Source organism: uncultured Planococcus sp., from assembly GCF_947501725.1.
Lineage (GTDB): Bacteria > Bacillota > Bacilli > Bacillales_A > Planococcaceae > Planococcus > Planococcus donghaensis_C.
This window is the reverse complement of record NZ_CANMXD010000002.1, coordinates 333,180-357,892: the sequence shown is the minus strand read 5'-3', so window position 1 is coordinate 357,892 and position 24,713 is coordinate 333,180. Positions and strand designations below refer to the sequence as shown.

General features: G+C 47.1%; 23 protein-coding genes. 8 read left to right on the top strand and 15 right to left on the bottom strand.

Annotated features, from left to right (window positions below; genetic code table 11):
• Positions 1 to 32: 32 nt before the first annotated feature.
• The 3 genes from cax to Q0785_RS03975 all read right to left on the bottom strand — a co-directional run bounded on the left by cax (position 33) and on the right by Q0785_RS03975 (position 2,921).
• The gene (gene cax, locus Q0785_RS03985; RefSeq protein WP_298825779.1) at positions 33 to 1,088 is read right to left on the bottom strand and encodes a calcium/proton exchanger; all 1,056 of its coding nucleotides are present in this window, start codon (positions 1,086 to 1,088) and stop codon (positions 33 to 35) included.
• Positions 1,089 to 1,192: 104 nt separating this feature from the next.
• Entirely contained in the window at positions 1,193 to 2,092 is a 900-nt protein-coding gene (locus tag Q0785_RS03980; RefSeq protein WP_298825776.1) for a 3-hydroxyacyl-CoA dehydrogenase, read from the bottom strand.
• Between the two features lie 79 nt (positions 2,093 to 2,171).
• Positions 2,172 to 2,921 carry a phosphatase PAP2 family protein gene (locus tag Q0785_RS03975; protein ID WP_298825773.1) on the bottom strand — a complete coding sequence of 250 codons (750 nt, stop codon included), beginning with the start codon at positions 2,919 to 2,921 and terminating at the stop codon, positions 2,172 to 2,174.
• Positions 2,922 to 3,077: 156 nt separating this feature from the next.
• Between Q0785_RS03975 and Q0785_RS03970 the strand changes: the two genes are divergently transcribed.
• Positions 3,078 to 3,983 carry an oxidoreductase gene (locus Q0785_RS03970; protein WP_298825770.1) on the top strand — a complete coding sequence of 302 codons (906 nt, stop codon included), beginning with the start codon at positions 3,078 to 3,080 and terminating at the stop codon, positions 3,981 to 3,983.
• Between the two features lie 57 nt (positions 3,984 to 4,040).
• Here the strand turns inward: Q0785_RS03970 and Q0785_RS03965 are convergent, their stop codons facing one another.
• From Q0785_RS03965 to Q0785_RS03955, 3 genes are read right to left on the bottom strand one after another with little or no spacing between them, the layout of a single operon-like run.
• On the bottom strand, positions 4,041 to 4,514 hold the full coding sequence (locus Q0785_RS03965) for an NUDIX hydrolase (RefSeq protein WP_298825767.1): 474 nt from the start codon (positions 4,512 to 4,514) through the stop codon (positions 4,041 to 4,043).
• Between the two features lie 46 nt (positions 4,515 to 4,560).
• Positions 4,561 to 5,286 carry an ABC transporter permease gene (locus Q0785_RS03960; protein WP_298825765.1) on the bottom strand — a complete coding sequence of 242 codons (726 nt, stop codon included), beginning with the start codon at positions 5,284 to 5,286 and terminating at the stop codon, positions 4,561 to 4,563.
• Entirely contained in the window at positions 5,283 to 6,011 is a 729-nt protein-coding gene (locus tag Q0785_RS03955) for an ABC transporter ATP-binding protein (protein WP_298825762.1), read from the bottom strand. The genes Q0785_RS03960 and Q0785_RS03955 overlap by 4 nt, the downstream gene beginning before the upstream one ends.
• 289 nt (positions 6,012 to 6,300) lie before the next feature.
• Between Q0785_RS03955 and Q0785_RS03950 the strand changes: the two genes are divergently transcribed.
• The 4 genes from Q0785_RS03950 (at position 6,301) to Q0785_RS03935 (ending at position 10,184) form a co-directional block, all read left to right on the top strand.
• A complete protein-coding gene (locus Q0785_RS03950) occupies positions 6,301 to 6,912 on the top strand; it encodes a hypothetical protein (RefSeq protein ID WP_298825759.1) in 612 nt (203 codons plus the stop codon).
• Between the two features lie 143 nt (positions 6,913 to 7,055).
• The gene (locus Q0785_RS03945; RefSeq protein ID WP_298825756.1) at positions 7,056 to 7,964 is read left to right on the top strand and encodes an oxidoreductase; all 909 of its coding nucleotides are present in this window, start codon (positions 7,056 to 7,058) and stop codon (positions 7,962 to 7,964) included.
• Positions 7,965 to 8,118: 154 nt separating this feature from the next.
• On the top strand, positions 8,119 to 9,132 hold the full coding sequence (locus Q0785_RS03940) for an STAS domain-containing protein (protein WP_298825753.1): 1,014 nt from the start codon (positions 8,119 to 8,121) through the stop codon (positions 9,130 to 9,132).
• 140 nt (positions 9,133 to 9,272) lie between these two features.
• Positions 9,273 to 10,184: a DMT family transporter gene (locus Q0785_RS03935; protein WP_298825750.1), complete on the top strand. Its 912-nt coding sequence runs from the start codon at positions 9,273 to 9,275 to the stop codon at positions 10,182 to 10,184.
• Positions 10,185 to 10,257: 73 nt separating this feature from the next.
• Here the strand turns inward: Q0785_RS03935 and Q0785_RS03930 are convergent, their stop codons facing one another.
• From Q0785_RS03930 to Q0785_RS03905, 6 genes are all read right to left on the bottom strand, one after another.
• Entirely contained in the window at positions 10,258 to 11,379 is a 1,122-nt protein-coding gene (locus tag Q0785_RS03930) for an NADH-dependent flavin oxidoreductase (RefSeq protein WP_298825747.1), read from the bottom strand.
• 198 nt (positions 11,380 to 11,577) lie between these two features.
• Positions 11,578 to 13,557 carry an ABC transporter permease gene (locus Q0785_RS03925; protein ID WP_298825744.1) on the bottom strand — a complete coding sequence of 660 codons (1,980 nt, stop codon included), beginning with the start codon at positions 13,555 to 13,557 and terminating at the stop codon, positions 11,578 to 11,580.
• Positions 13,550 to 14,317, bottom strand: coding sequence for an ABC transporter ATP-binding protein (locus Q0785_RS03920; protein ID WP_298825742.1), 768 nt, complete (start codon positions 14,315 to 14,317; stop codon positions 13,550 to 13,552). Before Q0785_RS03920 ends, Q0785_RS03925 begins: the two co-directional genes overlap by 8 nt.
• A 143-nt stretch (positions 14,318 to 14,460) precedes the next feature.
• Positions 14,461 to 15,477 (bottom strand): sensor histidine kinase, encoded by a 1,017-nt coding sequence (locus Q0785_RS03915; RefSeq protein ID WP_298825739.1) that lies wholly within the window; start codon positions 15,475 to 15,477, stop codon positions 14,461 to 14,463.
• Positions 15,470 to 16,159 (bottom strand): response regulator transcription factor, encoded by a 690-nt coding sequence (locus Q0785_RS03910; RefSeq protein WP_298825736.1) that lies wholly within the window; start codon positions 16,157 to 16,159, stop codon positions 15,470 to 15,472. The genes Q0785_RS03915 and Q0785_RS03910 overlap by 8 nt, the downstream gene beginning before the upstream one ends.
• 607 nt (positions 16,160 to 16,766) lie before the next feature.
• On the bottom strand, positions 16,767 to 17,378 hold the full coding sequence (locus tag Q0785_RS03905) for a type 1 glutamine amidotransferase family protein (protein WP_298825732.1): 612 nt from the start codon (positions 17,376 to 17,378) through the stop codon (positions 16,767 to 16,769).
• 144 nt (positions 17,379 to 17,522) lie between these two features.
• Between Q0785_RS03905 and Q0785_RS03900 the strand changes: the two genes are divergently transcribed.
• Together Q0785_RS03900 and Q0785_RS03895 are read left to right on the top strand one after the other, a co-directional pair.
• The gene (locus tag Q0785_RS03900; protein WP_298825729.1) at positions 17,523 to 18,995 is read left to right on the top strand and encodes a protein adenylyltransferase SelO; all 1,473 of its coding nucleotides are present in this window, start codon (positions 17,523 to 17,525) and stop codon (positions 18,993 to 18,995) included.
• Positions 18,996 to 19,150: 155 nt separating this feature from the next.
• Complete coding sequence (locus Q0785_RS03895) at positions 19,151 to 20,038, top strand: fructose bisphosphate aldolase (RefSeq protein WP_298825727.1); 888 nt, start codon at positions 19,151 to 19,153, stop codon at positions 20,036 to 20,038.
• Between the two features lie 53 nt (positions 20,039 to 20,091).
• Here Q0785_RS03895 and Q0785_RS03890 read toward each other — a convergent pair whose 3' ends face one another.
• Both Q0785_RS03890 and Q0785_RS03885 read right to left on the bottom strand, forming a co-directional pair.
• Complete coding sequence (locus Q0785_RS03890; protein ID WP_298825724.1) at positions 20,092 to 21,648, bottom strand: long-chain-fatty-acid--CoA ligase; 1,557 nt, start codon at positions 21,646 to 21,648, stop codon at positions 20,092 to 20,094.
• Positions 21,649 to 21,948: 300 nt separating this feature from the next.
• On the bottom strand, positions 21,949 to 23,169 hold the full coding sequence (locus tag Q0785_RS03885) for a PLP-dependent aminotransferase family protein (RefSeq protein WP_298825721.1): 1,221 nt from the start codon (positions 23,167 to 23,169) through the stop codon (positions 21,949 to 21,951).
• 209 nt (positions 23,170 to 23,378) lie between these two features.
• On the opposite strand from Q0785_RS03885, the gene Q0785_RS03880 reads away from it, so the two are divergent.
• Complete coding sequence (locus Q0785_RS03880; RefSeq protein ID WP_298825718.1) at positions 23,379 to 23,873, top strand: BsuPI-related putative proteinase inhibitor; 495 nt, start codon at positions 23,379 to 23,381, stop codon at positions 23,871 to 23,873.
• 194 nt (positions 23,874 to 24,067) lie between these two features.
• Here the strand turns inward: Q0785_RS03880 and Q0785_RS03875 are convergent, their stop codons facing one another.
• Positions 24,068 to 24,550, bottom strand: a complete 483-nt coding sequence (locus tag Q0785_RS03875) for a DUF2975 domain-containing protein (RefSeq protein WP_298825715.1) — start codon at positions 24,548 to 24,550, stop codon at positions 24,068 to 24,070.
• Between the last annotated feature and the right edge of the window lie 163 nt (positions 24,551 to 24,713).

Here is a 24,713-nt window from a genome sequence, read left to right as displayed (position 1 = left end):
TTATAAGGATTCATTTCAGGCAATCAAACCCATTACAATAAATAAAATCCTATTCCCATAATGAGGTAGGCTGCGAGCAAGGTCAGACCCTCAAACCAGTTCGACTCGCCGTCATTCATAACATTGATTGCCAGGAACACAGCCGTAATCATCGCCACCAGTTCAGAAATCGTGAAGACCAGCGGCATCTGCTGCGGCATGAAAAGCGAAATCAGCACCAGGATGGGCGCAACGAACATAGCGATCTGCAGAGTCGACCCGATGGCGATTTCAACTGCTACATCCATCTTGTTTTTCATCGCCATGATAAGTGCCGAAGCATGCTCAGCGGCATTCCCCACGATTGCAACGATAATGACTCCGATGAACAATTCTGACCAGCCGAACTGCTCCCCGACTTCTTCAAAGGTATGGACCAGATTTTCAGAGACATATGCCACGATTAATGTGGCAAGAAGCAGAATGATGAGCGCTTTCTTCTTCGGCCATTCCGGCTCCTCATGTTCGGTATCCTGCACTGCGTCTGCATGGCTATAGACGCCCCGATGTGTAACCAGCTTGAAGAACAGTCCTGCCAAATACAAAAGAATCAGGATAATCGAGATGCCGACACTCAATTGGATGGTCTCCGTTTCATTCATGGTCATCGAAAAGATTTCTGGAATCACAAACGCCACGACAACCGCAAAAATCAACAAGCCTGAATTATGGGTGGCGTCATGGACATTGAACATTTGCCGCTTGAATTTGATGCCGCCGAGGAAAAACGACAATCCTCCAACCAGAAGCAAATTCCCCAATACCGAACCGGTCAAGGAAGCCAATACCACCCCAATCAGCCCTGCCTGCAGAGCAAAGATGGAGATGATCAATTCCACCGCGTTCCCGAAGGTGGCATTGAGCAGCCCACCGATGCGCGGACCGCTGACAATTGCCAGACTTTCTGTCGCTCTCCCCATAAAACTGGATAATGCGATTACACTTACTGAACAAATGAAGAACATAGCAATGCTCGGCCAATCCATAAAAGAACCGATTACCGTCAAAGGCACACCGACTGCCACTAAAATGCCAAATACCCGATTCATAAAACCCCTTCTTTTCATTTTGATAATAATGAATACCCAGTTTTTTGAATTTCTTAACATGACAAAAAAACACCCAACCATTTGTTGGCTGGGCGTGTTTCAGGTCAATTTTTCAGAAAATCTTCTTTCATGAAAGAAGGGTTCGGATAGCTGTAGAAGCCTTCACCGGTTTCTCTCCCACGCTTCCCTTTATCCAGGTATTCCGATTTCAGCATATGGGCCAATTCCACGAACTGTGAATTGCCGGTGGCTGCCGCTTTCGCCTGGACAATATTGTGGGCTGTATTGATGCCGACCACATCCAGAATAGCAAATGGGCCAAGCGGTGCACCTGTTGCGATCATCCAGGTCTTGTCGACTGTCTCAACGTCCGCGACCTCTTTAACCAGCAGCAGTTCAGCCGCTTCCAGGAAAGGCACCAACAGTGAATTTAAGATATAGCCCGGCTGCTCCTTATGTAGAGGCAATGGCACCATACCGATCGCTTCGGCAAATTTAATCATGTCCTCAAAAACATTGTCAGCTGTTCCTGGATGCTTCATAATTTCAGCGGTATTGTTGATACGGATTGTATTGGCAAAATGCAGGGCCAGGAATTTTTCCGGACGTCCTGTCGCTTCTGCAAACTGGCTTGGCAGCAGCGTCGATGAATTAGTCGCAAAGACTGTTTTTTCAGGAGCCGCTTTGCCCAAGTCCGTATAGAAAGCCGTTTTAAGTTCCGCTACTTCAGGAATCGCTTCAATCACCAAATCTGCATCGGCAACTGCTTCGGCCAGATTGGTATGGAAGGACAGACGGCTATACGCAGCATCCACTTCCGATTCGCTCAGGCCAAAGTCATTGTGGTAGTTTTTCTTCAATTTGGCCAACCGTTTTTTCGAGCTCTCAATCGCTTCATCGTTGATATCATATATCGTTACATCAAATCCTTTATATGCTGTCTGGTAGGCAATCTGGCTTCCTAATACCCCACTGCCTGCAACCGTAATTTTCTTGTAATCCATCATCATTCTCCTTTATATCCGATTAGTTTCATGCTTTGACAATAGCTTCCGCTAAAACTCAGTCAAGGAACTGTGCGCCTTACTTATTGAAAAAAGGTATTCTTGTCCGCACTGTTCTATACAACGGCCCAAGTAACTTCCGGAGTGCACGGACTGGCGGCACGGGACTTCTGCTATGCCATTGAATCCATTCCAATGCAATCAGGCTTAAAATCAGCCAGATGGAGCCTGCAATATAACCGGCAAGAACGTCGCTTGGAAAATGGGCTCCCAAGTAGATCCGGCTGCTGCCGATCAAAAAGATGAGGATGCTCAGAACAGTGAAAGTCAGCCCTTGAACCCATGCCCGCTGATGCGTCCGGATAACAAGATAAATCACAAAACCATAGAAAATCAATGAGCCCATCGAATGGCCGCTCGGAAAACTGTAGCCGATTGCATCAATTTCAGCATTGATGCTCGGACGTTCCCTTAAGTACAGATGCTTCAGCAGCAACGTTAAGAGCGAACCTCCTCCCACTGCAATAATGAAAAAAAGAATTCCCCATTTGTCTTTCATTTTAACTCCTAATACTGCCAGAACAATAATCGATAAGCCTGTTAAAAACCAGACTGAACCCATCTCGGTGAATATGAACATCACCGTATCCATCGTCTCTCCAGCTCCTGCTTCAAGCAAGCTGATGATGAAGCGGTCAAACAGACCGAATTCCTTTTCCATCACTTCTTCTGCCAATTCTGCAAACAACACAATAAAAAGTGCCGCAATGCCCAGCCCGCCTAGCAATAGCAAAAATGCCAGACCAGCCATTTTTTCATTTTTCTCCATCTCTCTCGCTCCCACCTATTGCAGATAATATCTCTTTACCCTTCCTTTTCAAAGATTATGTAAAAAAACCAATTATGTGGATCCTATAATTTGTTAGACCCGCGGCATCGTGGTATTTTTACTAGAAGAAAAGTAAATAACTCAGGAGCTGATTTTTTGGACCAACTAACTGGAAAGATAGCCATCATTACTGGAGCCAACAGTGGAATCGGCCTGGAAGCTGCTAAAGTGTTCGCCGACCGCGGTGCACAGATCATCATGGCCGTACGCGATACAGCAAAAGGCGAGGCAGCCCGTGAGTTAATACTCAATACTAATAATGATGCCTCGATAAATGTGATGAAACTGGATTTGTCGGATCTTTCAAGCGTTCAGGCATTCGCCGATAGCTATAAGAACCAGTACGATTCACTCGACCTGCTGATCAACAATGCCGGTGTCATGACCCCGCCTTATTCAAAAACCAAGGATGGATTTGAACTGCAGTTCGGCAGCAATCACCTCGGCCATTTTGCATTGACCGGCCATCTGCTGCCCCTGCTGAAAAAAACACGCGGTTCACGTGTCGTGTCCCTCAGCAGCCTGGCCCATAAAGGAGCAACCATCGATTTTGATAACCTGGATGGCACAAAAGGCTACAAGCCGATGAAGTTCTATAGCCAAAGCAAACTGGCCAACCTGCTGTTTGCCCAGGAATTGGACAAGCGTTTTAAGCAGTACGGACTTCAGTCACTGAGCCTTGCCTGCCACCCTGGGATTTCCGCGACCAATCTCTTTAAGTTCGGTAAACGGGATGCTCCCAGGTTACTTAAGACAGTGATGCACAATTTCCTGCAGCCACCTGATATGGGTGCTTTGCCGACCATCTATGCGGCAACAGATCCGCAATTGACAGGCGGCGAATACATCGGCCCGGACGGCAAAGGCCAGCGCAAAGGCTATCCGACTCTAGACACGCCTCATGCTTCTGCGGGTGATGAAGAAGTATCCAGAAAGCTTTGGGAAGTATCAGAACAATTGACCGGCGTAAAATTTGATTTCACCAACGCCCCAGCCCAATAAGAAAGCCGCTTTCATGTTCATCCATGAAAGCGGCTTTTCCTATTCACCACAGTACCGTTACTCCGGCAACACACTTGAATAATGCTTGTCGAGAAACTCCTCAACTACTGTACGATGGCTTCCAACCATCTTTTCCGGCAGATCGTCTGGAGAAAAGAACTTGAAGCTCAACGATTCTTTTTTATCGACGGTCAGTTCACCGCTGTATTCTGTGGAATAATAAGCGAGCGTCACCACATAAAATTCATCACCGTTTTCGGCCACCACAAAATGTTTGGGTCCAGAGTAGACATTGATCAGGTTAAGTTCCTCGATCGCCAACCCTGTCTCTTCCATGACTTCGCGTTTTGCTGTATCTTCTGTAGATTCCCCAAGCTCCATCAATCCGCCCGGAAGTCCCCACAAATCCTTTGGGAATTTCCGCTCTTCAAGCAGCAAGCGGCCATCTTCACCGACAATCACCACTACCGCCCCGACAAGTATAAGCGGGCGATGGCCGACAATTGTCCTCAGCTCTTCTATATAACCCATTTTTCCATCCCCCCTTATCTTTTAACGTTTATTGTAAAGTAAAGCTTTAACCGCGCATCCTCTTCCGGAATCCCCATACTGCAATCCCGAAGATAACCGCTGTATAGGCGATTACCCATCCCATCGGTGTGAAAACCGCGCTGTAGTCTCCCGCAAAAGCGGCTCTTGAAGCGTCCACAGCATGAGCAAACGGCAGCAGATAAGCAACTGTCTCAAAAATGCCGCCAATCATATCGAGTTCGAACCAGGTTCCGCTCAGCCAAGTGGTGATATTGACGAAAATCGCAAACATAGCCCCCACTTGCCGGTCCGTGAAAAAGGTTCCGAAGAACAGGCCGAATGCGATATAGAGAAGTGAGATGATCGCCAGTACGCCGAATGCCGGAATTGCATCATATGTAATCGGCAGGCCGAGCAGCAATGCCATTCCATAACACGCAGCCATCTGGATGAACGCCACCGGCAGCAGCGGCAGCGCGTAGCCGATCAGATAATCGATTGCAGTCATCGGAGAAGAAAAAATCCTCATCAAAAAGGAACTGCTTTTATCACGGCCAATCAGCATGCCAGTAAACAGCGTAATGAACGAAAAACTGAACACGATGATTGCAGGAGCAAGCTTCCGCAGCGTAAAGAGATCAAAAGGCATATTCTCAGCCATCATCGAAAACAGCCACAGCATCAACAGCGGCAGAATCATGCCGAATAACAATGTCATCGGATCCCGTAAAATCTCTTTACGGTTGCGCTGTGCGAATGTCAGAGCCCTCATCCGGTCCCCTCCTCTGCCGTCAGCTGAAGAAAGACATCCTGGAGTTTGGCTTGTCCGGTCTGGTTCCGTAATTCTTCCAACGTACCGAGAGCACGCAACCTACCTTTATGCATAATGCCGATGCGGTCTGCCAGCGCCTCCACTTCCTCCAAATAATGCGTCGTCAGAATTATGGTGATCTGTCCTTTCAAATCCAGCAGAATCTGCCACAAATCCAATCGTGCACGGACATCCAGCCCGACTGTCGGCTCGTCCAGAAAAATGATTTCCGGCTCTGAAATCATTGCCATCGCAATGCTTAAGCGGCGCTCCAATCCGCCTGACAACGTCCTTCCTTTGCTTTTGGCCCGATCCTTCAGACCAAACTTATCCATCAGCTGTTCCGCTTTCTGTTCTGCTTCCTTTTTATCGCTGCCATAGATCCTGGCAATGAACTCGAGGTTTTCTTTAACGGAAAGGTTGCGCGCCACTGCCGTTTCCTGCGGCGAGATATTCAACTTCTTTTTCACCGCCTGAGGATTTTCGGCAATGCTGTCGCCCAGCATGATGGCATCTCCACTCGTTGGCTCCATCAGACAACTAAGTAATTTGATGGTAGTAGTTTTTCCCGCTCCGTTTTCACCCAAGAGCGCAAAAAACTCCCCTTGTCCGATTGTCAGCGATAGATGATCTACGGCAACCCGATCCTTGAATGTTTTGGTCAATTCTTTAATCGCTATTTCCATGAATCCTCCAACGCCTCCTTTTCTCCATTCTAACGCCATTTGCCGCTGATGGATAATAAAGCAACAAGCCATCCCGGACATATTTTAAAGTGAATAAAAAATTTTAAAAACTGTCGAAATTTTGTGGTATTTTTTTGTTATTAGTAATATAATTTAATCATAAATAATGAGCTGAAATTTCATGCGGCCGCATAAAAAAGTTCATTTATAGCTTTGTTGGATTTGTCTGTGCTGTTTTTGAAATTGCTGGGACGTACACAAATCTATCAATCAAAAGGAGAAAAAGAAGATGAAGAAGCTGTTTATGATCTTATTTGCTGCTGTACTCGTATTCGGTTTTGCCTCCAGCTCATTGGCCGGCGGCAAAGACGACAGCCATGTAACGAAAACGGTTACGTTTGAAAAAGGCGTCACGACCATCATAACGACAACAGTTGATGTGAGCCATGATAAAGAGGTAGAGGTAAAAAAATCCACCAATACTTCAACAGTCAAGAAATCCAAGAAAGATGTTTTTGAAAAAGTCGATGTGGTAGTGACCAAAGAAAAACATCCAAAAAATCATAAATTGTATCGGGATGTCAAAACCGAAACCACTTATAAGGTCATTAAAGTCACCACATGGGACGAAGTGACAAAAACGACAAAAATCAAAACAATCACCACTCCTGTCAAAATCATCAAAACCACTGTCAATACACTCAAACACAGAGGAGCGCCCGGCAGCAATGGCAAAGTGATCAGTGATGAGACCAAGGTGCATACTGAGAAAAAATACGGCAAGCCGGAAGTGAAAGTGACGACTAAAAAACAGGTTTCCAAAGAAAATGTCAAAACTTCCACAACTAAAAAAGTCATTGACGTCAAAGTGACTTACGGCGAGTGGAAAAAACACCATTAAAATAGAAAGCGGACTTTCCATCAAGCAATTGATGAAAAGTCCGCTTTTCATCTGTCAAAATTCCAATCGAGCCAAAGAAACGATAAAATAATCCTTAGAGATTCCAGACAGACTGGCATAATGGAAATGAAGGGAGTGATTTTTTGCTTACAGGAAAAAAAGCCATCATCACGGGCGGCAACAGCGGCATCGGCTTTGAAACAGCAAAGGGTTTGCTGCAGATGGACACAAACATCATCCTGGCTGTGCGCAATATGGAAAAAGGCGAAGCGGCACGTGCCGCATTGCTCAACCTCTGTCCCTCGTCTCAGATTAGCATCATACAACTGGATTTGGCGGATCTTGAGAGTATTAGAGCCTTCGCGGAAAGATTCAAAAATTCCTATGATAAGCTCGACATCCTCATTAATAATGCCGGCCTCATGGCACCGCCCTATTCTAAAACGAAAGATGGTTTTGAATTGCAGTTCGGCAGTAATCATCTTGGCCATTTTGCATTGACCGGCCTGCTTCTGCCTGTATTGGCAAATACGCCGAATTCACGGGTCGTGACCATCAGCAGCCGGGCACATAGCCGCGGTTCCATCGACTTCACTAATCTCGATGGGTCAAAGGGTTATCAGGCGAAGAAATTCTATAATCAAAGCAAGCTTGCCAATCTCTTCTTTGCGTTGGAACTGGACAAGCGGTTGAAAGAGCATGGCCTTGAGACTATCAGCATCGCCTGTCATCCCGGCGTTTCTGCCACCAATATATTCAAACTGGGCAAGTGGGAAATTCCGGCCGCATTTAAACGCATTGCCAACCTTTTCCTTCAGCCGCCCGATATGGGTGCGTTGTCGACATTATACGCTGCGACCGAACCGGATTTGACAGGCGGCGAATATATCGGGCCTCTCGGCCAGTTCCAGCGAAGAGGCTTTCCGGCACTTGGCACTCCACACGCCAATGCGATAGACCAGAATATCTCCCGACAGCTTTGGGAAGTGTCGGAAAGCTTGACGGCTGTCATTTACCCCTTCGAATCTCCTTTACAGCAAAGATCCAACTAATACCAACGGTTTGTTTACGGATAATTGCCTGTGAATCCCGCTGAACAAAAAAGATTCACATCAAGACATATTGTTTATTCCTAAGGGAATACTTAAGGGACAAGTATGAATTTCACACGTTACATCACTTTTCATCAATGGAGGAATTTTTAGCATGAGTAAAAAAAGCGTTAATGTTGGCGGAATAGAACTCAAGTGGGATTTGGAAACAGGGGAAGCTCTTTTTGAAGGTGGAGATGTTGTCCTTTTTTGGACGACCGCCATGGAAACCTTCTTTGACACGATCAAAGATATTTCAGGTATAGAAGCGACGCAACTTGTGTTGGAAACCACCGGATTTCGCCAAGGGGTTATCGTAGGTGAAGGCTTCAAAGACATGAAGCAGATTGATACATCAAATGTTGTTGAGTGGATCTCCAATACATACGCTCCTGCCGGATGGGGAAAAGTTGAAATCATCAAAATGGATGCAGAAAAAAACACCTTTACGCTGCATATACAGAATGACTGGGAATATAAAATGAACCTGCTGAAAAACAAGGACACAGAAGGCATCTTCGTCCCTTCACATTATGCAGGGGTATTGACGGGTTTGTTCGGCATCAATTTCTGGTATAAAATCATCCAGTATCAAAAAGACGATACTCCTTACAGCATCGTCGAGTATTTCCCTTCCGACGTGACGGTCCAGCAAAATATCCATGAACTGTCCCGAAAGCAGGAAGGCGACCAAATCCGTAAGTTGGAAGCTTTGGTCGATGAACACACAAAATCTCTGCAGAGTTTAGTAAAGGAACTTTCCTCACCAATCATCCCGGTACTCGAAGGCATTATCGTGGTACCGATGATCGGAAGCTATGATGAACAGCGGACAGAGGATTTGATTTTTAAAACCTTGAGCGAATTGCCAAAACATAAAGCCAATTACCTGCTGATTGATCTGACCGGGTTGAACCAGCACATTACCGAACATACCGCTTCCTTGATCGATAAGCTGGGCGCTTCCGCCAGGCTTCTTGGAACAGAAGTCATCCTTGTCGGCATTTCACCTGAACTAGCAATCATCATTGCGCAATCCCAAAATAGTCTGAAGACTTTTGAATCCTTGCAGAGCCTGCAGCACGGAATCTATTATGCGCTCGGCCGAAGCGGGCGGAAGATTGTCTGAAACATCGGCTCGGGTTCCAGCTAAATAGCGCTTCTTCTGAGAGACATTTCCTCCAAAAAAGAATATACTAATTCCTGTCTGTTTTATTAGCATGGATAGGATAGCCATTGTTTCGCTCAATGGTTAATGGAGGAGATCACTTGAACGCAAAAGCTTTTTCACTCGCGTTATTTTCTGTTTTAATATGGGGGTCTTCCTTCGCAGCCATTCGGGTCGGGCTGCAGGGCGGCTATGATGCGGGGCAAAACGTACTGGTCCGCTTCCTGATAGCTTCGGCTTTGTTCCTGATATATGCACTTTGGCCGGGAACGAAATTCCGCATGCCCCGTAAAGGCGACATTCCCCGGATCCTGATACTGGGATGGATCGGCATCAGTGTCTACCATATCTTCGTCACCTTTGGAATGGAGACAATTTCTGCTGGTACAGCCGGTATGCTCGTCGGTTCCGGTCCGATCTTTACAGCGCTGATCGCTGCATTTTTCTTGAAGGAACGCATGACCGGCCTTGGCTGGATGGGTCTTGGCATCGGTTTTATCGGCATTCTCTTTATCGCCTTCGGATCGGCAGGTGCTTCGTTGACACTGACAAACGGTGCTTTGCTGGTGTTGGTCGCTGCATTCGCTTCAGCTCTTTTCTTTGTTTTCCAAAAGCCGCTGTTGACACATTACTCTGCAATCGAACTGACCGCCTACTTTACATGGGCCGGTACTTTGCCGTTCCTCATCTTTTCTCCTGGTCTGGTCAGCGCGATGCAGTCTGCGACCTTGGAAGCTCATTTGGCGACACTGTATGTTGGTGTATTTCCGGCCGCAATTGCCTATGTGACATGGGCAACCGCCTTGTCGCTAGCCAATGCCAGCTCTGTCTCGAGCTTGATTTACCTGGAGCCGGCAGTGGCAATTGTCGTTGCCTGGATGTGGCTGCATGAACTGCCGACTCCCTTGTCGCTCATCGGCGGTGTCATCGCCATCGCCGGAGTGATGATCGTCAATGTAATGGGCAGAAAACATCGTGTGCTTTCCGGAAAAGCTGCAGAATCTTCTTTATAAATATGAAAAAAGCGTCACCTGGAATTACTTCAGGTGACGCTTTTTTTGAGAGAAAAGTTCTGCAATTTCCTGATTATTCCTCTACCTTGAACCAGCCCGGTGCATTGGTCACCATATTCCACAGGTTCTCTGGAATATCCAACTGTTCTTTTTTGCTCAAGTGGATCGCCTGGAAGATTTCTTCGTCCCGGCTCTGTTTAACTTTCGCCAGCCAATCCGGATCCATGATCAATGCATGTCCGAGTGATACCAGCGGCGTGATTTCCAACGCCTCTTTCACTTGCTTAAGCGTCTGGAGTCCGCCGACTCCGATGACCGGCACACGGTCGCCGATATGCTGCTGAATCATTTCCACGCGCGACCGATTGTCTTCTTCACGGATCGATCCACCGAAAAATCTGCCCACAGATGCATGGATATAATCGATGCCCTGATCAGCGATGGCACTCAGGAACTCTAATGTATCATCCATCGTGATGCCGGGTTCCTCACGTTCTTCCGGGCTGATGCGGTAGCCGACCACAAATGGTTTATCGGCATGTTCAGCAACCGCTTCCTGTATGGATCGGATGACCGCAAGCGGGAACGTCATGCGCGCTGTGACGTCGCCTCCCCATTTATCAGTGCGGACATTGGAATGCGGCGAGAAGAATTGCTGGACCAGATAAGTATTGGCACCGTGGATTTCGACGCCATCAAAACCTGCCTGAATCGCACGTCTCGTCGCTTCTCCGAATGCCGCAATCGTTGCTTCGATTTCTTCTTCTGTCATTTCACGTGGAGTTGCTGCATTGGGGCGCGGTGCCGGCACAGTACTCGGTGCAACCGGCTGCCCGCCTTTCAGCAGCTCTTCATTCGACATGCGGCCTGCATGGTAGAGCTGCAGAATCGCTTTGGCGCCGCCTTCTTGAATGGATGAGGCCAAACGGGTCAGGCTGCCGATCCGTTCATCGCTGTCAGCACCTAAAGGATCAGAAAATCCGACACCAAGCGGTTCGACATGTGCACAGGCTGTAATGACAGCACCCAGTCCGCTTTCGGCACGGCGCTTGTAATAAGTCAATTCATCGTCTGTAACATCGCCATTCGGGTCTGAAGACGAAGTCGTCATCGGGGCCATCAGAACCCGATTTTTCAAAGTCAGGCCAGATGTGAATGTGAACGGTTCAAATATATTTTGTGTTGTAAGGGTCATATAAATTCCTCCTTGACTATCTCTTTACCCATCAGAAGGCGCCGGCAAGCCTGACGCTCCCATCACTATCATCGTAACCGATAAATAAACAAAAGGGAGACGCATCTGCTTGGCAGCAATAAAAGTTCAGCCTTTTGGCTGATAAGTAAAAGCCGTCCGGCGACTGACTGTCTGGCCGGACGGCTGTTTGAATGTCATTCATTTAACGATGCTGTAATAAACGCGCGAGGTGAGACGATAGATCAGCCAGTAAATGGCCGCAAATGCGATGACCACACCGACGAATGACAACAGCCAGGTAGTTTCGTTTGTCACACCGAAAATCAGCAGCAGCTTCCGGACAATCGGATATGCGAAAATAACATGGATTGTGGCGATGCCAATCGGCAAGAAGAACATCCAGACAATCTGGGAACGTGTGGATTCCTGGATCATTTCCTTGTCCAATCCGACCTTTTGCATGATCTGGAATTTCTCCCGATCGTCAAATCCTTCAGATACCTGTTTGAAATACGTAATCAGTACGGTGCCGATGGTAAATAAGAGCCCCAGGAATATCCCAAGGAACAGGAACCCACCGTTCATGCTATACCATTCTTCACGTTGGAGGATGCGGGATTCATAAAGGTTTTGGCTGCCACTCCCAAGGCCATATTCTTCATTTAACTGTTCTGCAAACACTTTTTTCTGATCCTCTGTACCTTTGGTATTCCAACCGAGTACTGCATCAATAGTCAAGTAATTCCTTTCCGGAAACTGCTCGTTAAAGTTTGCATGGATATCCGCAAGGTGTGAGATGTCTGGCACTACAATGGCCATCGATTCGATTAAATCCATGTCCTCACTAAATTCATTTTCGATTTCAGCGAGCCGGTACGTCTTCTCACCAATCGTCAGCTCACTTTCCTCATAAGCTTTTGAATGGTAATACAATGCCTGATCATCTGCCAAAGAATAGGAGTTGCCGGTCATCTGATTGAAATCCTCCAGTGGCAGTATATTCAGTTGAATGACTTCATCCGGTTCGGACAGCTTTTCATCAAGAATCATTTCGCTTCCGTTTAAAGCACCGAATAAAACTTCATAACGGTAGCTCTTGATTTCCGTCGTTTCCAGATTCATTGATTTCTCTTTTTTCCTAATCTCATCCTGAAGCTCAAAAAAACGTTCATTCATTTCATCAATATCGTCGACTTTACCAAAAAGGGTCATATTATTTTCATAAGGGTAGCGGTTCTCCAAAGCTTCCTCTGCCCCGATAAAAATTGTCAACGTCGTTGAAACTGAAATGATGACCATGGTCGCCAGGATGCAGATATTTGCAAGCCCCACTGCATTCTGCTTCATGCGGTACAGCATTCCCGAGATGGAGATGAAAGCGCCTGGACGGTAGTAGATTTGCTTGTTCCGCTTTAAGGATTTCAGGATGAAAATCGATCCTGAGATGAATAATAGATAGGTGCCGATGATGACCAGCAGCACTGCCAGAAAAAATTTCGTCATGGCTTCAAGCGGATCCGGAATCGTCACGGATATCCCATAGCCCCAGGCCAGAAAACCAAGTGACAAGATAAACAGGATGATTGAACCCTTCGGTTCCTTTTCGCCTTCCTGCTTGCCTTTCAGCAATTTGATCGGATTGGCAAAAGTGAATTGGCTGACATTATAAAGAAACGTCATGCCGAAAATCAGCAGGAATAACCCCGTTGTCGCCAAAACGATAGAGCCTGACGTCGAATACGCAATCTCCACAGGCAACCTGACCAAATAATTCAGCAGCATAAAGAACAGCCTTCCGAAAATCAGCCCTCCAACCAGCCCTGCCGCAATGCTCAAAAAACTTGTAAAAAGTGTTTCAAAAAACAGGAGCTTCGCTATATGCTTTTTCTCCAGCCCTAAAATGCCATACAGGCCGATTTCCTTTTTTCTGCGTTTAATCAGGAAACTGTTTGTATAAAGAATGAAGATAATCGAAAAGATTCCGATCACCACCGTACCGATCATAAACAGCGGGGACAAGGAACTTGAACGTTCCTGTACGAATTCATTGGTCAAAAGTGAGGCCATCAAGTAAAACATCATGATGATGGTGCTCGAAGACAATAGATACGGAATGTATAATTGTCTGTTCGATTTGATGTTGCGCAGCGCCAGCGAAGAGAAAAAACGGTTATTCATCCTGCTCACCCCGGCTGGACAAGACCTTCAGGGACTTCGAAATGCGATCCATGAACTGATCGGCGGGCGCATCGCCCCGGTAGATTTCATGGTAAACCGCTCCATCGCGGATAAACAGGATACGGTTTGAAAAACTTGCCGCACGGGCACTATGGGTCACCATTAAAATGGTCTGTCCGGTTTCGTTGATGCCTGTCAGGGTTTCCATCAAGTTCTGTGAAGCTTTTGAATCCAGCGCGCCCGTCGGTTCATCAGCCAAAATGATTTTGGGCTGAGTGATCAAGGCGCGTGCTACAGCAACCCGCTGCTTCTGTCCCCCTGATACTTCATAAGGGAATTTATCGATGTGGGCTTCAATCCCAAGATTCTTCACAATTGGCAGCAGCCGTGCTTCCATTTCTGCAACCGGAGTTTTCGACAGCACCAGCGGCAGCAGGATATTGTCACGTATCGAAAAGTTATCCAAAAGATTGAAATCCTGAAAAACAAAACCCAGGGTGTTTCTGCGGAATGCTGAAATCTCCTTATCCTTGATTTTCGATAGCGGTTTGCCATCCAGGAAAACTTCTCCCGATGTCGCATCGTCCAAAGTGGAAATGATGTTCAGCAGCGTGGTCTTGCCTGACCCGGATTCCCCCATGATGGAAACGAATTCGCCTGCCTCTATTGAAAAATTGACGGTTGTCAGTGCTTCTGTCTGCTGATTTGAGAATTTTGCTGTATATACTTTCTTCAAGTTCCTGATTTCTAATAAGGTCATTGCCAACCCCTCCTTGCTTTTAATCATACGGCAGGATCGAGCGGGCTGCCTGTACCTATCCTTACAAACAGAAAGGCAATCTTACGGTTTCGTAAGATTGCTTGGGAAAGGTCGCTTTTCGTGATGATCAGCTCAAAACCTATTTAATCAAAGACCTGTAACTCTTCACGCGACATGTCGATGGCGACGCGGGTTCCTTCGCCGGGCTTTGAGTCGATCGCCAATCGGTGGCCGAGGCGCTGGCAGATCTTTTTGCTGAGAAACAAACCCAGTCCTGTGGATTTCTCGTGAAGGCGGCCGTTCATACCGGAATAGCCTTTGTTGAATATCTTCGGCAGGTCTTCTGAATGGATGCCCATGCCAGTGTCTTCGATGATCAATGTTTCTGCCCTGTTCGGATCCCGGTAAATGGAGATTGAGCCTTCCGGTGTGTACTTCAAGCTGTTCGACAAAATCTGCTCGAGCAAATTCTGCAGCCATTGGCTATCAGACAGCACGTTCATTCCGAGTGGCTGGTAATCGAGCCGAATACCTTTGTAGATGAACAGAATGGAATATTTCTTGATCGCTTTTTTGACGACCTCATCCAGATCGACAAGGGATAATTCCATCGCCGCACCGGGTTCTTCCAGCTTGATGTAATTGAGCGCCATATGTGTGTAATCCTCGAGCCTCACCAGTTCCTGCGAAATCTGCTTTGCTTCTTTTGCCCGCGAACTTTGCGTCAGGAGGCTGATGGCGGAAATCGGCGTCTTGATCTGATGAAGCCACAATGTGAAATAATCCAGCTGATCGGTCTGCCGTTCAGCATGCAGGTTTTCGGATTCACGCAGCTGTCCAAGCAAAGACTCCATCTTTTCTATGTAGAGCCGGTCTAAGGAATCGGAACTCGCTTGAATCTCTTCGAGGCTTGAGGCATTCACCAGCTCCAGGTTACTGATCAGTTTATAGCGTTTAGCATACCTGAAATAATCGACAATCAAATACAGCAGCAGCAGAAATGCCGCCACCTGCAGACTATAGAAAAATAAACTCAGCGGAAGTCTGCCCAGGGCATAGACCACTCCAAAAATGACACTCATTCCTATGAATAGAAACAGCTGCGGCCGGACCGACACCAAAAAGCTCTTGAGCAAAGCGCCTCTTGCACTTTTACGCATGGGCTGCCTCCTTATTGAGTGCATAGCCGATATTCTTCTTGGTCAGGATAAAATCCACAAGCCCTGCCTTCACCAGTTTTTTCCGCAACCGCGCCACATTGACGGCCAATGTATTGTCATCGATGAATGACTCGTCTTCCCACAGTTTGACCATGATTTCTTCCCTCGTCACATAGTCTCCTTTTTGCAGGAACAAGAGCTCCATGATCTTCAGCTCTGTTCGTGTCAAGTCCACTTCCTGTCCCCCGGTAAACAGCTTCGATTCACCTGGCTTCAGGAGGGTCTGGTTAAAACTCAGAAAATTATCCGATTCCTTGAAATCGTAGGTCCGTCTGAGAAGCGCCTGCGTTTTGGCGACCGCTACCGTCAAATCGAAAGGCTTGGAAATAAAATCGTCAGCCCCCATTTGGATGGCCATGACGATGTCCATATTTTCATTGCGTGAAGAAATGAAAATGATCGGCACCTGTGACACTTTCCGGATTTCCTGGCACCAGTAATAGCCGTTGAAAGACGGCAGCTGGATATCCAGCAACACCAACTGGGGAGCGCGGGCTTTGAACTCTTCCAGCACACGGCTGAAATCATCGACCAGAACAGCTTCGTAATTCCATTTTTCCAGCTCTTCTTTCAGTATACCGGCGATCGTCAAGTCATCTTCCACAATCATAATTTTGAACATCTTATCATTCCAATCTTTTAATCTGCATTGAATAATCGATTCCGTCTTTTTTATACCCGATATAAGTTGAACTAATAATTTATAACGAAATGATTCTGCTATGGATATTCCACAAACCAGCTCCGCTTTCCTACGGGCTTGCGCCGAACTAACTCGGGCTATACGCCCGAGTGGATTTCGGCACGTCGCTATCCCGCGGGAGTCTCCGCTGGTTTGCTCCATATCCTATTGATCAATTTTCCGAAGACGATTAGAAGAAAGGGGGGAAGGCGGCGACTCCTGCGGAAGAACGGAGTGATGAGACCCCGCAGGAGCTTGCGACGAGGAGGCTCAGCGCTTCGTCCGCGGAAAGCGTCTGCCTGGAGCGCTTTCTTCGTTTCTTCACTCTTATTAAATTAAAAAAGCAAATTCTTAAGTTTAACTAATAGAAATTGGTGAGTTCAATCACTAATAGGTGATTAGTTTCATGTAGTTAGAAATTCTCTATACTACTCCGTCTATACCTCTCTTCTCAGTTTAGCGAAGTTTCTTCCAGTCCACCATCAAAAACAAACCACCCTGGATTGTGGATGCAGTCTCACAACGGAAGGTGGTTTGCTCAGTAGGGCTATTGTTTGGTTTTCATGTATTCGTGAAAGCCTTTTTTGAAGAAGCCATACCACTCGTCAATTTCCTCCTGAGGTGCGGCATTCAGCGCTTCCAACACTTTTTTTCCGAACTCCAAAAATGCAGAACCATTGGCTGTGATGATTTGCCCACTCCGTACGACTTGTTGGTGGAGGTAACCGGCTTCGTTGCTGTACTGATCACCTGCTGTTTCCTTCAAATCTTCAAGATGGTTGCTGGTATGCGGTATTTCATTTAACAGACCATTTCTTCCTAGGAATACCGTCGCGTCACAAATCGCTCCGATTACAGCTTCTTTTTCGATGGCTTTGCCGACCAGCTCCATGATCCGTTTGCCGTCTTCTTTTCGCCAGGAATTTCCACCAATCAGGATCAGTCCAGCGTACTCATCAGGTACATCATCCACGCCATAATCGGGCAGCACCGTAAAGCCGCCGATCGATTTGATCGGGTCCTTCGTCAACGACACCGTCTTGACATCGAACCTTTGCCCCTGCCCTTCCGGTTCTTCGTTCAGCGCAGCCGCCAAGGAAGCTGCTTCCCAATCCGCAAACTCATCCAAAAGCACGAACAAAACCTTTTGGTTACTCATCGTCCTTTCTCCTCCCGTTTGAATACTCATTTTTCTGTTAACTGGATTATATCACAAGCAAATCACTCGAACAGCTGTGACATGATTGCCCGAAAGAGAGGGTATAATAAGAGTACATCCTAATGAAAAAAGGAGAATCCGATCATGCATAAAAAAGAATTAACCCATACCGGTTGGCAGTTGGATAACAGCTATTCACGCCTCCCAGATATTTTCCACAGCACCATCACGGTCAATCCGGTGCGTTCACCTAAATTGGTTGTATTAAATGAAGCATTGGCGGAAACACTCGGACTGGCCCCTGCCGAATTGACGAAAGAAGACGGCGTTGCCATTCTTGCCGGCAACCAGGTTCCAACAGGCAGCTTACCGCTTGCCCAGGCTTATGCCGGACATCAATTCGGCAATTTTACAATGTTGGGCGACGGCCGCGCTTTATTGCTGGGCGAACAACTGACGCCTAATGGCAAGCGGTTTGATATCCAATTGAAGGGTTCTGGCAGAACGCCCTATTCCCGCGGCGGCGATGGCCGTGCAGCGCTTCGGCCTATGCTCCGCGAATACCTGATCAGTGAAGCGATGCACGGTCTCGGCATCCCGACTACCCGCAGCCTTGCCGTTGTCGAAACGGGTGAGATGGTCCGCCGCGAAACTGCGCTTCCGGGTGCTGTCATGACCCGCGTCGCCGACAGCCACCTGCGCGTCGGCACGTTCCAGTACGCTGCACGCTTTGGAACGAAAGAAGAGTTGAAAGCCTTGGCTGACTATGCATTGGAACGCCATTTCCCCTATGTCCAGAACAATTCAAATCCTTATCTGGCACTGTTTCAGGAAGTCACTAAGCGGCAGGCCACACTGCTTGCCAAATGGCAGCTTGCCGGTTTTATTCATGGCGTCATGAATACCGATAATATGGCCATAAGCGGAGAAACGATTGACTACGGCCCTTGTGCATTCATGGACAATTTTGATCCGAAGACGGTCTTCAGTTCAATTGATGCTCAGGGACGCTACGCTTACGGCAATCAACCGATGATTGCCGGATGGAATCTGGCCCGTTTTGCAGAAAGTTTGTTGCCTTTATTGCACGAGACTCTGGAAGAAGCCGTCAGCATCGCTCAAGACGAACTCACCAATTATATTGAGCAATTCCAGAGCCACTGGCTTGCGGGCATGCGCGGAAAACTCGGACTCTTCAATGAAGAAGCGGAAGACTCTACGCTAGTGGAAGAGCTGCTCAACTTGATGCATGCACACGATGCCGATTACACCAACACATTCCGTGCTTTGACATTCGACAAGCTCCAGGGCGGCGAACTGTTCGAGGCACAGGAATTTAAGGAATGGCACCGCTCCTGGCAAGCACGGCTGGATCGCCAGGAAGAATCGCCGGAAGAAAGCCATCAATTGATGCGCCGCAGTAATCCGGCACTCATCCCCCGCAACCATCGGGTAGAGGAAGCTTTGGCAGCGGCTGAATTCCAGGATGATTACAGCGTGTTGCACCGGTTGCTTGCGGTTCTCGCCGACCCCTATGCCCACTCTCCAGAACAAGAGGCATACGCTGAACCACCCGAGCCGACAAGCGGCCCTTACCAGACTTTTTGCGGGACATGATTTGTCCATATAAAGGCATCTCAATCAGTAAAAAATTTCTTTTTGTAGTTTCGTCTTTATATTGTTACAATATTCAGTGAACGAGGTTCTTTGCATTAAATTTTTAAAAAACGAAGTGATTACTTACCAAAAAATTTATCTAAGGAGCTGGGACGATGAATCAGGAACAATTGGAATTTGTAAAAAACGGAAAAGGCTTTATTGCTGCGCTTGACCAAAGTGGCGGAAGCACACCGAAAGCATTGGCGCTTTATGGCGTATCGGAAGACCAATATTCGACTGAAGAGGAAATGTATGACTTGATCCACGAAATGCGGACACGCGTCATGACGGCACCTTCCTTCAATTCCGATTCGATAATCGGCGCAATTCTTTTCGAACAGACGATGGACCGCAAAGTGGAAGGCCAGTATACCCCTGATTACTTATGGCAGCAAAAAGGCGTCGTGCCATTTCTGAAAGTCGATAAAGGGCTTGCCGATGAAGAAAATGGCGTTCAGGTCATGAAGCTGATTTCAGATTTGGATGACGTGCTGAAGCGCGCCAATGAACGAAATGTCTTCGGAACAAAAATGCGTTCGGTGATTAAGGAAGCCAATCCTGAAGGCATCAAGAAAGTGGTCGAGCAGCAATTTGAAATCGGCAAACAGATTCTCGCAGCCGGCTTGGTTCCAATTCTTGAGCCTGAAGTTGATATCAACAGCAAAGACAAAGAACAATCTGAAGAAATCCTCAAAGAAGAAATGCTGAAGCACCTGGATCAGTTGAGTGACGATCAGAACGTCATGATCAAAATCACTATTCCAACAGTCGATAATTACTACAAAGAATTGATCGACCATCCCCGTGTCCTTCGGGTAGTCGCACTTTCCGGCGGATACAAACGAGACGACGCCAACCAGAAATTGGCGGCCAATGAAGGGCTCATCGCCAGCTTCTCCCGTGCACTATCCGAAGGCGTCAGCGCCGGCCAGTCGGATGAGGAGTTCAACGCCATGCTGGAAAATTCCATCAAAGGCATTTACGAAGCTTCCATCACGTAAAAAATATGCCCCGCTGCCTTAATTGGCGGCGGGGCATATTTTTTTAAAGGAACTTAATAGCGGCTCTCCGGAATTTTCCGGAACCACTCGAACTCACTGATGTGCAGCTCGCGCAATTGGTATTTCATGATTTTTCCGGAGGCATTCCGCGGCAATGATTCGGCTATCATATATTTACGTGGAACCTTATATCCCGGAAGTTGTTCAAGGAAGTAATCCATCAATTGGTCTTCGTTGATGGTTTCTCCTTCTTTCGGTACGATGATGACACCGACAATTTCGCCCCATTCCTCTTCCGGCAAGCCGACAGTCGCAGCTTCCGCAACTTGAGGGTGGCTATTGATCACCTGCTCCACCTCGATCGAATAGATGTTTTCTCCAGCCGAGATGATGCGGTCCGCTTTTCGGTCCACCAGCGAGATAAACCCGTCTTCATCGATAGTCGCCAAATCCCCCGTCAGCAGCCATCCGTTCTGAAAAGCTTCTTCAGTTTCCTCTGGCTTATTGTAATATTCCTTCATGACTGTTGCACCTTTTAGAACAAACTCGCCGATTGTGCCAGGTTCGACATCCAGAAATTCATCGTCCACTACCCGCACCTCGGTGAAATACATCGGTTTGCCTCCTGACCCCACCTTGTTTTCATGCTGTTCGGGCAATAGGAAGACACCACCCGGTCCACCTTCAGTCAATAGGCACAGATTATAGAATTGCTGATGTCCGAAAAAGTCCATCGCTTTCTTAACGAGGTCGGGGTCGATCGGATCTGCACCGTACATGCATTTGGCAACGGAAGACAAGCCCGTTTCATCCGCATCCAGAACTTGCAGCAAACCGCTGTACATATCCGGCAAGCCAAAGAAAACAGTGATTTTGAATTCATTGATGAGCTCAATGGCTTTTTCAGGATGGAAGTCATGCATGATGATATTGGATGTTCCAAGCAGGATGCCCGTCACCAAAAATAAATTCAATTGAGCTGAGTGGAAAAGTGGCACCGCATGAAGAAGACGGTCCCGGGCGCCAAGTTCGACCCCAAAAACAAATGAAGCACTGACATTCGCCAGACGCTGATGATCGAATAATGCACCCTTCGGTTTTCCTGTAGTACCTGAAGTGTAAAGGATTTCAGCGTCATCAGTGCTCAACAGCTCAATCGCAGGCTCCAACGCATTATCACTCAGTACGCTTTCCCAGCTGATATAGTCGGCATTGTCAGGCGCAGGCTGGACAATGACCTGTTGAAGAGAAGCAGCCTGCTCCTTTCCTTCTGTAATTACGTGCTCAAACTCCGCATCGCAAAAGATGAACCGGCTTTCGGATTGGCCGAAAATATAGCCGCTTTCATCGGGACTCAGCCTATAGTTGACCGGTACAGCAACGCCTCCAGCCTTCAATACTGCCAAAAAAGCCAGAACGTAATAATCGGAGTTTTTCATGAACAAGGAAACTTTATCTCCTTTTTGCAGCCCCGTATCGATCAGTCCATTCGCCAGACGATTCACTTCTTCGTTCAGCTCCTGATAAGAATACGTTCGCCCTTCACAGGTGATGGCCATCTTATCCGGAAAACGTTTAGCGTTTTGTGTGAGTGATGCCGTGATGTTCATTTTATCTCCTCCTTCTTGATCAATGGGTCTAACCTGCCAGTCCTCCACTTCTCCCGTCTTAGAAATTCCCGATGTTTCGGATTCCGTTAGAAATTTCCATATTTCCTTAAATAGTATATTTAACTTTACCGTATTCAGAAAATATAGTCAATTCAAGCTTTCCATGACCGCTTCCTAAGAAAAGCCGGAAGATCAAAAAACGCGCTCTATTGCCAGGGCAATGAGCGCGTAACGAAAAAACTATTTTATTGAAAGGAATAGCCGCTGTGGGATGGAACAGCTGCTGAGTAAAGTTTCACTTTACTGCTGATCGAGGCTATTTTTGGCCTGGGGAATATTCACTCCAGCCACCTGTCCAAGCAATTCTACGCCTTTAACGATTTCTTCTTCATTGGCATAGCTGAACGACAACCGAAGATACTCGAGCCCTTCCTCCTGATTCAGGAAAAAGTATTTGCCCGGGACGAAGGAAACCCCTGCAGCTAATGCTTCCGGAAGCAATTCCGAAGTATCGACACCCGGAATTTTGATCCATACAAAATATCCGCCTTTCGGAACGAACCAGGAAACCGCAGGAGGCAAAAATTCTTCTAAAGCCGCCAGCATGCTAGCACACTTCGACTCGTAGGCATCCGTCAAAAATTTCAGGTGTCCATCAAAATCGGTGGCTTCCAGGAACGAAGCCATCGTCGCCTGATCGAATGGATGGTTGAGGTCTTTTTTGAACCAGTTCAAAGGATCGATGATTTGGCTATCCGCGACAACCCAGCCAATCCGCATGCCTGGAGCCACCACTTTTGATAATGAACCCACGTAGAGTACACGGTTATTGGTGTCCATGGCCTTCAGCAGCTGTGGGCCTTCATGAAAGCCCAGCTCTCCATACGCGTCATCTTCCAGAATGATGAAATCGTATTGTTCCGCAAGCTCCAGCACATGCTGTCTGCGTTCCGGCGACAGCGTCGTGCCTGTCGGATTCTGGTAAGTCGGTATCGTATACAGCAGTCTTGGCAATGGCTGCCCTTTTTCTTTGCGGTCTGCCAACATTTCTGCAAGCTGCTCTGTCTGTAGCCCATTTTCATCAATTGGGACCGTCATGTAATGCTCTGTGTAGTTCTGGAAAATTTCCAGGGCTTCCATATAGGTCGGCGATTCGACTGCCACGACAGCTTCGTCATCCAATAGAACACGCGCAATCAAATCAATGGCCTGGCAGGCACCGGAAGTCACGAGAAGCTCTTCATCCGCTGTTTCAACGCCGCGTTGTCCCATGCGTTCCCGAAGGAATTCCTTCAGCTGCGGAACCCGTGGACTGCCCAGGTAATGGAGCGGCAAGTCTTGCTCCTCATCAAGCAAGCGGGCCACCGCTAATTTGATTTCTTCAGTAGGAACTAAAGCGGGTGCGGGATACCCAGAACTGAGGCGCAGGCAGCCCGGCGGCAATGCCGAGAGCCACTGGCCGGGCGGGTCATTTTTAAAAGCCATTTCAATATCTTTTGAAAAATGGAAGTCTGTTTTCACGTAGGTCGTTCCCCTTTCGTCTGGCTGATGGAATAATGTGAAATCTCTTATTTCTTATTCTACAGGGTGCGGCCTGCAATGTGTAGGCTGTCATAAAAATACCTGCCGTATTCCCCTGTTTTCATACGAGCCCTGTAACTTTTTCGGCGCTTTAACGTTCTTATGCTAAAGTGATTCACTTATTTCTTAGCATACGAGGAGGCATATCCATGAAAAATAAATTTTGGCTGGGAGCCTTTTTGATTCTGATAACCGCACTACTTTTGGCAGCTTGCGGCAGCGGACAGGGAAATGAAAATTCTTCTGACAACCCAACGACCGAAGAACCCGATACAAATGATGAAACGACTGGAGGCAGTACAGAAGGTGAAATGGAACCCACTATCGAACAACTCCAAGAGGATACCTATCGCTACAGTTTAGTGAACCAGACAGACGAAGCGCATACATTTGAATTCACCAGCAGCCAGCGCTACGACTTTTCACTGGCTAATGAAAACGGTGAAGAAGTTTTCCTTTTTTCATCCGTCAGCAGCTACTTGCAGGCATTGGGTGAAGAAACCGTCGATCAGGGGGATGAACTGAGTTATGAGTTTGAAATTCCGCCGCTTGAACTGGAACCGGGCACCTATGAACTGACCGCCTGGCTGACACCTCGGCAAGGCGAGACTTATGAAGTGACGACCGAGCACGTTGTGGAATAAGGCGGAACCTCTATTCCAAGCAGCTTTCCTTCTTCCTCTACTGCCAGCAGAACGATTAAAGATGAAGACATGAAAAAGACCATCAAGTGGATGGTCTTTTTTTTTTCAACTTCCGAAAGCTCGGTGACACCTACTTTTCACTTAGCCAGCATCACATCAACAGTAATGATGGTCACCTTTACTTTCACTTCAGCTCAGACGATCAAATCGTTTTCCGCTTTTATATCGATGGCGTCCTGCAGCAGCCGTTGAAGAACAGCCGCAAAAACGGCCACCACCATTGAAGCAAAAATAACAACGATGCCGATCAGGATGCCCGGCGCATCGTCAGCTTTTGTCAACAGGTACAAAAAGGGCAGCTCCAAAACATAGATGACGCTGATGGTGATCGCACAATATTTGATGGTTTTTAAAGCTTTGACCGACAGCTTCGAGAATGCCTCGTTCCGGTCAATATAACTCAATAGTTTTAACGTCTGATACAAGGCGATAAAGAAGGGAATCATAGCCAAATACATGCCGATCAATAATGGATACTGCAACTTTTCCAGCTCAGGCAGTGCCCAATAGGGGGAATTAGGATCGAACCTGGACAAGCCATATATGCATACAGCCAGCACCGGCAATCCCATAAGAATAATGACGGTCTTGAGAAAAAGGGTGGATCCTCGGCTCATGAAAAACACCTCGCTTATTTGTTATTGCATTCATAATAACTTATTATTTATCGTATTACAATAAATAAATGTTGTTTACTACTATTTAATTGTTGTTAGTTGCCATCAAATTTTTAAAAACCAAAAAAATTCCCACCATTCTTGTCAGATTGGCGGGAATGCT